The 10,096-nt window shown below is 50.5% G+C and carries 11 protein-coding genes; 10 read left to right on the forward strand and 1 reads right to left on the reverse strand.

What is annotated here, in order from left to right; all coding sequences use genetic code 11:
- Window positions 1-117: 117 nt before the first annotated feature.
- Entirely contained in the window at window positions 118-699 is a 582-nt protein-coding gene (locus AAFH99_RS08030) for a superoxide dismutase (RefSeq protein WP_043317168.1), read from the reverse strand.
- A gap of 331 nt (window positions 700-1,030) precedes the next feature.
- Here AAFH99_RS08030 and AAFH99_RS08035 point away from each other — a divergent pair, with 331 nt between their 5' ends.
- The 10 genes from AAFH99_RS08035 to AAFH99_RS08080 all read left to right on the forward strand — a co-directional run bounded on the left by AAFH99_RS08035 (window position 1,031) and on the right by AAFH99_RS08080 (window position 9,893).
- Entirely contained in the window at window positions 1,031-1,783 is a 753-nt protein-coding gene (locus tag AAFH99_RS08035) for a hypothetical protein (protein WP_043317166.1), read from the forward strand.
- A gap of 222 nt (window positions 1,784-2,005) precedes the next feature.
- Complete coding sequence (locus AAFH99_RS08040) at window positions 2,006-3,514, forward strand: fumarate hydratase (RefSeq protein ID WP_043317164.1); 1,509 nt, start codon at window positions 2,006-2,008, stop codon at window positions 3,512-3,514.
- Between the two features lie 844 nt (window positions 3,515-4,358).
- Complete coding sequence (locus AAFH99_RS08045) at window positions 4,359-4,691, forward strand: hypothetical protein (RefSeq protein ID WP_406829125.1); 333 nt, start codon at window positions 4,359-4,361, stop codon at window positions 4,689-4,691.
- Window positions 4,692-5,204: 513 nt separating this feature from the next.
- Window positions 5,205-5,582 carry a hypothetical protein gene (locus AAFH99_RS08050; RefSeq protein WP_406829126.1) on the forward strand — a complete coding sequence of 126 codons (378 nt, stop codon included), beginning with the start codon at window positions 5,205-5,207 and terminating at the stop codon, window positions 5,580-5,582.
- 122 nt (window positions 5,583-5,704) lie between these two features.
- Window positions 5,705-6,112: a hypothetical protein gene (locus AAFH99_RS08055; RefSeq protein ID WP_406829127.1), complete on the forward strand. Its 408-nt coding sequence runs from the start codon at window positions 5,705-5,707 to the stop codon at window positions 6,110-6,112.
- A gap of 130 nt (window positions 6,113-6,242) precedes the next feature.
- Window positions 6,243-6,614: a hypothetical protein gene (locus tag AAFH99_RS08060; RefSeq protein WP_406829128.1), complete on the forward strand. Its 372-nt coding sequence runs from the start codon at window positions 6,243-6,245 to the stop codon at window positions 6,612-6,614.
- A gap of 121 nt (window positions 6,615-6,735) precedes the next feature.
- Window positions 6,736-7,149, forward strand: a complete 414-nt coding sequence (locus tag AAFH99_RS08065; RefSeq protein WP_406829129.1) for a hypothetical protein — start codon at window positions 6,736-6,738, stop codon at window positions 7,147-7,149.
- Between the two features lie 531 nt (window positions 7,150-7,680).
- Window positions 7,681-8,043, forward strand: a complete 363-nt coding sequence (locus tag AAFH99_RS08070; protein WP_406829130.1) for a hypothetical protein — start codon at window positions 7,681-7,683, stop codon at window positions 8,041-8,043.
- A 1,011-nt stretch (window positions 8,044-9,054) separates the two neighbouring features.
- Window positions 9,055-9,429, forward strand: coding sequence for a hypothetical protein (locus AAFH99_RS08075; protein WP_406829131.1), 375 nt, complete (start codon window positions 9,055-9,057; stop codon window positions 9,427-9,429).
- A gap of 149 nt (window positions 9,430-9,578) precedes the next feature.
- Window positions 9,579-9,893 carry a hypothetical protein gene (locus AAFH99_RS08080; RefSeq protein WP_406829132.1) on the forward strand — a complete coding sequence of 105 codons (315 nt, stop codon included), beginning with the start codon at window positions 9,579-9,581 and terminating at the stop codon, window positions 9,891-9,893.
- Window positions 9,894-10,096 lie beyond the last annotated feature (203 nt).

Genomic DNA, 10,096 nt, shown 5'->3' on the forward strand with positions numbered 1-10,096 from the left:
GCCCGCCACCCAATCAAAAAGACCAGCCTCAAATGAGGCTGGTCTCATGACTGTCAAACTGTGGGACAGCAGTGGGCCATGGGCCCGCTTTTGGTCTAACTGGAATTAACTCAGTGATCAGGCAAAGTTCTGATTCACGAAGTCCCAGTTGACCAGTGCCCAGAAGGCTTCCATGTACTTCGGACGCGCGTTGCGGTAGTCGATGTAGTAGGCGTGTTCCCATACGTCACAGGTCAGCAGCGGGGTGACGCTGTCGTCGGTCAGCGGGGTCTCGGCGTTGGAGGTGTTGACGATGGCGACCGAGCCGTCGGATTTCTTCACCAGCCAGGTCCAGCCGGAACCAAAGTTGTTCACAGCGCTTGTAGTGAATTCTTCTTTGAACTTGTCGAAAGAACCAAAGGCTGCGTTGATCGCTTCGGCTACCGCGCCGGTAGCGGCGCCACCGCCATTCGGGCTCAGGCAGTTCCAGTAAAAGGTGTGGTTCCAGATCTGCGCTGCGTTATTGAAAACGCCGCCGGAGGAAGATTTGATCACTTCTTCCAGGGACTTGTCGGCTTCCGGAGTGCCTTCCAGCAGGCCGTTCAGCTTGTCGACGTAGGTTTTGTGGTGCTTGCCGTAGTGGAATTCCAGAGTCTCTTTGGAGATGTGCGGCTGCAGCGCGTCCATAGCATAGGGGAGTTCGGGGAGAACATGTGCCATGTGATATTCCTTCCTTTGTCTGGGACCTGTACCGACCCAAGTACAGTAGCAGGTCAGTTGTTGGTGGCACGCATTCTACACGCGCTTGATGTCATTATTAAGCCATCGGACAGGCCGAAAACGGCTCAAATGTCGCTAAAGACACGGTAACTGTAATTAAGTGCTGCGAATGATTCTCAATGGCGAACCATGTCCGGTCCCTGGTGTCCTATTCTGATAACTGAACCCGCTTACTTTTTCGTCAATTTTTGGTATAACTGCCGCAGTTTTCATCTCCAAAATCGGTTTCCCACGCCGGCCTCAAAGGCCGAGCCAACGCAGGATCAACAGCATGCAACGCAGAGAGCCCACATTCGATGGCAGCAGTTCATCTTCTATGGACCCTCAAATCCCCAACGGGCCGATCGGCGGTCGCCGTGGGCCTGCCCAGCCTGTCGCGCCAGAGCCTGTGACTGAGGCGGGCAGTGGGGGTGGTTCTTCATTTCTGGCGATCGTGGCGCTGATGCTGGCACTGGCCGGTCTGGGCGGGGCCGGCTTTCTGTATACCCAGTGGCAGGAAACTGTGGCTCAGTTGAAAGATGCAGACGCGCGAATCGTGCAACTTGAGAAGCGGTTTGAAATGTCTGGGGAGGAGTCTGCTGCGTCTGTGGAAGTTCTCAACGCGAAAGTGAAGGAGAATGCCTCCGAAATCCGCAAGCTGTGGGGCGTGTCATACGACACCAATCGCAAGAGCATTGCCGCGAACAAGGCGACCGCCGACGCTGCCAAGAAAGAAGTGGCCGCTCTTTCCAGCAGGGTCAAGGGCTTTGAGAGCAGTCTGAAAAAAGTCGCTGCACTTGAGAGCGAGATCAGCAAGTTGAAAGAGTCTACGGTAACCGCGTCGCGCGAAACTAAAGATAAGGTGGCGAGCATCGAGCGGCAGCTGAATTCCGTGCGTGCCGATCTGACCGCACGCGTGGGTGCCAATGAAGAAGCTGTGCAGTCTATCGACAGCTACCGTCGTACCGTGAACAAGGATCTGGTCCAGCTGCGTGATGCTATTCGCAGCCTGCAATCCAGCTCTACCACAGCCTCGGCGCCCTGATATCCGTGCCCTGAACGGGGCGTCAATCAGGCGTCAGGCAGGGTTCAAATATTAGGATTCAAAAGGATTAACGGCGGTGGAGCCCGCCGTTAATCATTCTCATTTTCATCGGCGTCATTCAGGCAGGTAGTTTCTGCCTCCCTTCATATCGTCTCGCCCAACACCCCAAGCCATTTCGTGTAAAATCGCCGCCTTCGAGACGAGAGACAACCGGAGCCGGCAATGACGATTATCCGCCAGGACGACCTGATCGACAGCGTGGCCGACGCGCTGCAGTTCATTTCTTACTACCACCCACAGGACTTTATCCAGGCCCTCAACAAGGCCTACGAAAAGGAAGCCAACCCGGCGGCGAAAGACGCCATGGCGCAGATCCTGATCAACTCCCGCATGTGTGCACAGGGCCACCGCCCCATCTGTCAGGACACCGGTATCGTGACCGTGAAACTGAAAGTGGGCATGAACGTGCAGTGGGACGCGGAAATGAGCGTGACCGACATGGTCAACGAAGGTGTCCGCCGCGCCTACAACAATCCGGATAACGTACTGCGTGCGTCTATCCTGGCAGACCCGGATGGCGCACGTAAGAATACTGGCGACAATACCCCCGCGGTCATCCATTACGAAATCGTCCCCGGCGACACCGTTGATGTGTATGTGGCAGCGAAAGGTGGCGGCTCCGAAGCGAAGAGCAAATTTGCCATGCTGAACCCCTCCGACTCCGTCGTGGATTGGGTTCTGGAAATGGTGCCCAAAATGGGTGCCGGCTGGTGCCCGCCGGGCATGCTGGGTATTGGTGTAGGCGGCACAGCCGAGAAAGCGATGCTGCTGGCCAAGGAGTCCCTTCTCGATCCGATCGACATCCAAGACCTGCAGGAGCGTGGCGCTTCCAATCGTGCTGAAGAGCTGCGCCTGGAGCTGTTCGACAAGGTGAACAAGTTAGGCATTGGCGCCCAGGGCCTGGGAGGCCTTACCACTGTGTTGGATGTGAAGGTCAAGGACTTTCCTACCCACGCGGCGAACAAAGCGGTAGCCATCATCCCCAACTGTGCCGCTACCCGTCACACCCACTTTACCCTGGATGGTTCCGGCGCAACGCGCCAGACTCCTCCAAAGTTGGAAGACTGGCCGGAAATCACCCGTGAAGCCGGCGGAAATACCCGTCGTGTCAATCTGGATGAAGTGACCGCAGAAGACGTACTCAGCTGGCAGCCCGGTGACACATTGTTGCTGAACGGTAAGATGCTTACAGGCCGCGACGCTGCGCATAAAAAAATGGTCGACATCCTGGCCAAAGGCGAAAAGCTGCCGGTAGACCTGACCGGCCGTTTTATCTACTACGTGGGCCCAGTGGATCCCGTTCGTGAAGAGGTTGTTGGCCCCGCCGGTCCTACTACTGCTACCCGTATGGACAAGTTTACCCGTACCATGCTGGAAGAAACTGGCCTGCTGGGGATGATCGGAAAAGCCGAACGCGGCCCAACCGCAATTGAAGCTATTCGAGATAACAAAGCTGTCTATCTGATGGCTGTCGGCGGTGCTGCATACCTGGTGGCCCAGGCTATCAAGGACGCAAAGGTTATCGCTTTCCCGGAGCTGGGGATGGAAGCCATCTACGAATTTGAAGTGGAAGATATGCCGGTCACAGTGGCGGTGGACAGTAATGGTGAGTCAGTGCACAACACCGGCCCGGTAATCTGGAAGCACAAAATAGAAGAGGGTGCGGTATAACCGCAGCACCACGCTTCACCTGAGCGCGACAAGCCGGCCCCAGCACCTGAGGCCGGCTTTTTTTGTGGATCTGGTTAAGTAATATCCGCATTATGGTGTCAGAAAGAAATAATTGACCGAGATCAGCAGCCTATGGCGTGTGTGCAGGGAATGGGATAGGCTAACTCGTTGATATCTATATATTTAATCGAACCTAAAAAGTGCCAGTTAGAAAATAAGAACAAAAGCCATAGGCTGCATTCTCTGGGCGGAAATTTGCAGAATGGTTTGCAAAATATTGATTTTACAGTGATTTATCGCCACCGTTGAATTCGGTGCCTAAAAATAATTGGGTTGGGGAAACACGCCTTTGGCGTATGAATAAAACTGTTAGTGTTTTTTACAGCAGTGGCATTTTGGGTTTTGGTTTTCGGAAAGTTCGGTGCATTACACGGTGGTTCCGGCACGCGATGTGGTGAGAATTTGCAGCGTGAAATCGAGGCCCCACTATTTGGCATCGGCAAGCCGGCTTTTGAATATTTTCCGGCATCTCTATTTGTGCCGTGCCGCTTACAGATAATCGTCGGCTTCGCCCACGGTGGGAAACTGAAGGTCTCTGCCAGTAGTGGCGGCACCGCACAGAGGTTTTTCCAAGTACAGGAAGACCTATTCGCGTTCGTTCTTTGCGGTGGTAACATCAAGCCAAGAAGTGCTAAAGGGAGTTGTCAGTGCGCCGAAACACTAACAAGCTGCGGCAGAGCGACAGCCAACACTACGCGTCTTTTGTGTTACTCGCTGTCGCTCAAACATTAACACAAAAGGCGCTCCGCGTTGGCTGCGCCTGCGCAGGGCGTTAGGCATCTCAATGAACCTTGATGAACTAGTTAATTCTGTACCTGAAACGGAATTGAAAGAAAGCCTCTCGCGCTGGGTCGGAGAATGGAAGCAAGATGATCAAGATATTGAGGGTCTCGCTTATCTAATCGAGAAATGGCATGGAAATTTTTGGTTCCAAGATAAGGATTCCTACAACAAGTTCCACTCTGAATTTCAGAATTTTAAAAATGCCGCAGTAGATAATATTAGCGGTTTAACATTCAACGAACGGCTGTACTGGTTTGGTCTTTTTGAAGCATGGGAAAGTGGTAATGGAACTACGCAAATGCGCTTGCGTAGCAAACTCCGTGCAAATGCCTAACAAACAGCGGCAGAGCGACAGCCAACACTACGCGCCTTTTGTGTTACTCGCTGTCGCTCAAACATTAACACAAAAGGCGCTCCGCGTTGGCTGCGCCTGCGCTCGGCGTTATGGTGCCGGGCTGTAAAAATGGTGGTCTGTGCCAGCGTGTAATTTAGAGCTCTATTTTGGCACGCAGCATTTGGCTATCTGCCATGATAAAATTAAGCAGTTTCGTTCCTAGAGCTTTCGTTTAATCTCATGGGAAACACGGCAACTCCGCTGCAGTAAGATGGTGTGCCAATAAGAAAACAATTGGTTGGGGGAAGTTGGAATTTCTTTCCTCGTTTTTAAGGAGCTTCGGCGCATTCGGTGCGCGTAGGTAGTTCGGAGCGCGTCAGCCATAACCAGGCGCTGCAGCCGACATCTTACTTTGTGCACTTTGTTGCGCGGTCGCTCCGCTCCTATTTTGCGCAACAAAGCGCCCAAAGTAAGCTGCGGCTGAGCGCGGCGTTATGCATCAAGGAGAGATACATGAATAACGTAGTTGTCGGAGTGCTGGTCGGAATAGCTGTGGCTTATCTGGGTGTATATTTCACTGGATTCTCTGCCGCAATTGCAGTTCCGAAAGAAGTGTCTGACCTTCTATCCGCCAATACTTTCCTAGTTTGGGATATTGCCGTGACGCAATTCTTGGGGTATGGAGTTATTGCTTTTCTACTTGTTTTCTTCTCGATAAAGCTATTTCGGCTTAATCCATGGATGACAGCGCTGATTTCAATTGTTTCGTGTGAAGTTGTGTTGTTTGCCACATACTCCAGCCAATACATGATTTATGTACCGCATTTCGTAGTGCTTATTGGTTGTGGAGCTCTGGCAGCATTCATGGCCAGGCGGCAGGAAAATGCATAACAATCAGCGGCAGAGCGACAGCCAACGCTACGCACCTTTTGTGTTACTCGCTGGCGCTCAAACATTAACACAAAAGGCGCTCCGCGCTGGCTGCGCCTGCGCTGGGCGTTATGCGATAGGACATGATTAACTCAATTTGGCCAAAGAAACTATTAAGCCCAAAAATTGATCTCGGACAATCTATTAATGATGGTATCCAGATTATTTCGAAACTGGGATCTCCAGTCGAAGAGAGTTCTGATAGTGAAATCTCGTATCGTGTAAATACTGATAAATTTGATATCGCAATTTATGAGAAAAGTGGTGTAATTTCTTCGGTTTGGTACAACGATCCAATTGGTAGGCTTTGGGCTAAAGGAAAGGCAAGAAAGTTAAAACTATACCTTGCAAGATACGGAAACCTAGGGGATTGGGAGCTGAGGTTGAGTAACGGAATTATGGCTCACTACTTCAATGAAAAGCTCGGTATTGTACTGGTCTACGGCGTCCACAAAGACGTAATTCGCGTGAACCTCACCCGGCACGCATAACAAGCAGCGGCAGAGCGACAGCCAACGCTACGCACCTTTTGTGTTACTCGCTGGCGCTCAAACATTAACAAAAAAGGCGCTCCGCGCTGGCTGCGCCTGCGCTGGGCGTTAGGCTAGAAGAGAGCCAGTGATGAAAAAAATATTTTTGATATTATTTCTAGGGGTTGCACTGTCAGCCTGCGGAATTTACTTGATCGATTCCCATAGTCGTTCACTTCACGATAATTTGTCCCGATCAGAAAATGAATGTATCTCTGCTCTTGCCGGCAGTAATGAAGCCAAAGAACAGCTATGTACCTTCGAAGCTATTCTTGCGATGGATTCTTCCGGACTATCACCTGAGCAGGTAAAAGTTCAAGAAGCCTATAAAAAGGTTATAAATTTCGACGAATCGTACATTTTCCTGGTTCCAGGAATCATATTGTTGTCATTTTTGATATCTGTTCTCGTGACCAACAGGGTCTTCGGGAAAAGTCGTGGTACTGCGGAGCCCCCAGCCTAACAAACAGCGGCAGAGCGACAGCCAACGCTACGCACCTTTTGTGTTGCTCGCTGTCGCTCAAACATTAACACAAAAGGTGCTCCGCGCTGGCTTCGCCTGCGCTGGGCGTTATGAGTAGATCATGATTCGAACCCTGATTTTTCTGGCCAGTTTCATTTTTTCCATTCCAGTAATAGCGGCCGGTGTAATTGAAGAAGTTGAGCTGTCACCTGACCTAGCTGAAAAATTGGGCTTTGAGATTGTTGTAAGTTCAGAGGGTTCCTCAACCATGGTTGAAGTTGAGGGTCCTAAAAATTTGAATGACGGTTGTTTACCTGCACGCAGCGGAAACTTGCTTTTAGATGAAGTGGGCAATGAAGTTGCCGTTTATATAACTGAGCTTCCAAAAATTACCGAGTCGCCAAAAGCTCTAGGTTATATAGTTCGTGGCAATGCATTAACATTGGGCTTATTCATAGACTATTCCTGCCCTAAAAATAGAGCGTTGGAGAGCCGGCGGTATATAGTGACATCTATCCAGGCATGGAACTCATAACAATCACAGGCAGTGAAGCTCCGGCCCTTCGGGCCTCCGCGGGACGTCTTACCTTGTGCACCTTTTGCGCAGGTCGCTACGCTCCCATTTTCGCGCAAAATGCGCACAAGGTAAGCCGCCCCTGCTGTGGGCGTTATGGTGCCGGGCTGTAAAAATGGTGGTCTGTGCCAGCGTGTAATTTAGAGCTCTATTTTGGCACGCAGCATTTGGCTATCTGCCATGATAAAATTAAGCAGTTTCGTTCCTAGAGCTTTCGTTTAATCTCATGGGAAACACGGCAACTCCGCTGCAGTAAGATGGTGTGCCAATAGGAAAACAATTGGTTGGGGGAAATTGGAATTTCTTTCCTCGTTTTTAAGGAGCTTCGGCGCATTCGGTGCGCGTAGGTAGTTCGGAGCGCGTCAGCCATAACCAGGCGCTGCAGCCGACATCTTACTTTGTGCACTTTGTTGCGCGGTCGCTCCGCTCCTATTTTGCGCAACAAAGCGCCCAAAGTAAGCTGCGGCTGAGCGCGGCGTTAGGGCAATGGCCATGAAATGGACTATTTTGGCGCTAGCTATATCGCAATTTGTAAACGCAGAGGAGCTGGTGAATTTCGAGTTTACCAAAGTACCGTGCAAGCCTGATTGGGCAGAGAGTGAGGAAGTATGGGTAGCTCTAAATAAATTACCACATACGACTGAACTTTCGGAGATCAAGGGCTGTGTTAACCCAGAAAGTACATTGAATATTTTTGGTTTTTTTGAGTTAAACCAGTATTGTCGAGTTTATTTGAGATGCCGTAACAATAATGAAAGTGGAGGGTTGCTTCTTCATTCAATCGTCGCAGTTGATCTTGAAATGGACTCAGGAAAAGTGGCTGCGGTCAGTAGGGTGCTTCGAGAATCGCCCTAACAATGCAATGCAGCCGACGTCTTACTTTGTGCACGTTTTGCACGGTCGCTGCGCTCCCATTTTCGTGCAAAACGTGCACAAAGTAAGCCGCGGCTGATCGCGGCGTTAACGTAGGGAATTACAAAAGTGAAAGTGGTTAACCTGCAAGAAAAAAGAAGGAATCCTGTAGCGGGTTTTGTCGGGCTCGGGAATTCAGAAGCAGGTAACGAACTTTCCGGTAACTGATTTCGCGCAGCCTGAGAGTCAGCTGAAGGTAGAGATCATGCCGCTTCAAGCACAGATTCTCGATTCAAGGCCATCTTTGTGGCTGGGGTTAAGGAAAGAATGAGATTTTCAAAGTTCATGGGAAAACTCTCTTCTTTTAAGGGCAGAAAATTAGGCCAGAGTTGGTTCTTTGTTTTGTGCGCTTCGGCGGTAGCAACCGAGGTTCACGTTAACAAGGCACTGCAGGCGACGGCCAACTTTGTGCACTTTATGCGCGGTCGCTGCGCTCCCATTTTCGCGCATAAAGCCCCAAAATTGTCCGCGCCTGAGCGCGGCGTTAATGTTCCGGTTCAACATGCCGGCGCCTTCGAGAGTTCGGGGGTAGTTTACTAGCGATTCGGCGGCTTTCGGCCTTGTAGAAACGAAATCGCTAGCAGGACTTTACGGTTGGTTTTAATAGGCAGTAGTGGCTTCCATTCTTTTAGTTTGGTGGTGGCGCCGGAAGAAATGTAGTGGGGTAGTCCCGTTTGGCTTTTTAGCTGCTCCTGGGAAAGAGTGGTACGGTACAGCCAAACGTGCCGCTAGAGGTATGTTGATTTTTGGTGGCTTCTAGGTTTGGTGGTTTTTAATGTGCAGCCTCGCTTTGAGTCCCCCAACATTAACAATCACGGGCAGTGATGCTCCGGCCCTTCGGGCCTCCGCGGGACGGCTTACCTTACGCACGTTTTACGCGGGTCGCTTCGCTCCCATTTTCGCGTAAATCGCGCATAAGGTAAGCCGCCCCTGCCGTGGGCGTTATGAGTATCAGTGAAGATGAAGCTGCTTAAACAGTTTGAATCAGAAGTGGATGCGAAAACTTTATCGGAAAGGCTAAGACATAAGGGTATCCTTACGCACGTTTCATCCTTAAACTCTTTCCGGCTGTCAAGCTATGCTACTGGTTCCTTAAAGGTAAGTGTTTGGGTTGTTTTATCTAGTCAAGAAAATGATGCAATTGCATTGTTGGCAAATAAAAAGCATAAAGTTTCATGCCCGCTAACGGAAGAGCAAATGGTTGCATTAGAGCGTAAAAGTAAGGCTGCCGTTGGTATTTACCTAAATACGGGTGCACTCTATTTGCTAAGTGGTTTGCTAATAGGGTTTTTAATATGGGTAGCATATAGTGTGCTTAAATACTCATAACAAGTTGCTCAAGCAACGTTCCGGCCACAAGTGGCCTCCACTGGACGCCCATCTCGGCGCTTGGTTTTGCATTGGCTGCGCCAATTTTACGCAAAACCAATCACCAAGCTGTGCGCCGCTTAGCAAAGCGTTATGTTTCAGGAGTAATCGTGAGCAGTAGAAGAAAAAGAGAAGAATTTGATGAATTATCTTCAAGAGTACTACTGTTCCTTATTGGTATATCTCTCTTGGCTGTCTCGATTGCCGTCTTCTATAGAGAGGGAGCAGACAGCCAGGCAGCGCTGGCAGTTAGCTTAATTTTGGGCGTAATCTGGTTGCCGCTCGTACTTGTTAGCATTTTGGGGAGTAAGAAGAGGGCTCAAAGGTGGGCAGATAACACAGGAAATCACGAGGTTATGGTGGTGTTTGTCCTTGCTGCTTTGGGTATTACATTTGTGCTAAAGAAGCTAGGCCGAGAAACATAACAATCACGGGCAGTGAAGCTACGGCCCTTCGGGCCTCCGCGGGACGGCTTACCTTATGCACGTTTTGCGCGGTCGCTTCGCTCCCATTTTTGCGCAAAACGCGCATAAGGTAATCCGCCCCTGCCGTGGGCGTTCAGGCTGTAGAAAAACTCTAAAAACCTAGTAGATTTTGATAAAATCTGCGGGCCCGGTTCCGAGATCCC

Origin of the sequence: Microbulbifer sp. ARAS458-1 (assembly GCF_045348205.1) — a bacterium.
GTDB lineage: Bacteria > Pseudomonadota > Gammaproteobacteria > Pseudomonadales > Cellvibrionaceae > Microbulbifer.

Excerpts from the sequence above, each read along its gene's own strand:
- AAFH99_RS08030 (WP_043317168.1), bottom strand. The coding sequence starts at position 699 with ATGGCACATGTTCTCCCCGAACTCCCCTATGCTATGGACGCGCTGCAG.
- AAFH99_RS08035 (WP_043317166.1), top strand. The coding sequence starts at position 1,031 with ATGCAACGCAGAGAGCCCACATTCGATGGCAGCAGTTCATCTTCTATG.
- AAFH99_RS08040 (WP_043317164.1), top strand. The coding sequence starts at position 2,006 with ATGACGATTATCCGCCAGGACGACCTGATCGACAGCGTGGCCGACGCG.
- AAFH99_RS08045 (WP_406829125.1), top strand. The coding sequence starts at position 4,359 with ATGAACCTTGATGAACTAGTTAATTCTGTACCTGAAACGGAATTGAAA.
- AAFH99_RS08050 (WP_406829126.1), top strand. The coding sequence starts at position 5,205 with ATGAATAACGTAGTTGTCGGAGTGCTGGTCGGAATAGCTGTGGCTTAT.
- AAFH99_RS08055 (WP_406829127.1), top strand. The coding sequence starts at position 5,705 with ATGATTAACTCAATTTGGCCAAAGAAACTATTAAGCCCAAAAATTGAT.
- AAFH99_RS08060 (WP_406829128.1), top strand. The coding sequence starts at position 6,243 with ATGAAAAAAATATTTTTGATATTATTTCTAGGGGTTGCACTGTCAGCC.
- AAFH99_RS08065 (WP_406829129.1), top strand. The coding sequence starts at position 6,736 with ATGATTCGAACCCTGATTTTTCTGGCCAGTTTCATTTTTTCCATTCCA.
- AAFH99_RS08070 (WP_406829130.1), top strand. The coding sequence starts at position 7,681 with ATGAAATGGACTATTTTGGCGCTAGCTATATCGCAATTTGTAAACGCA.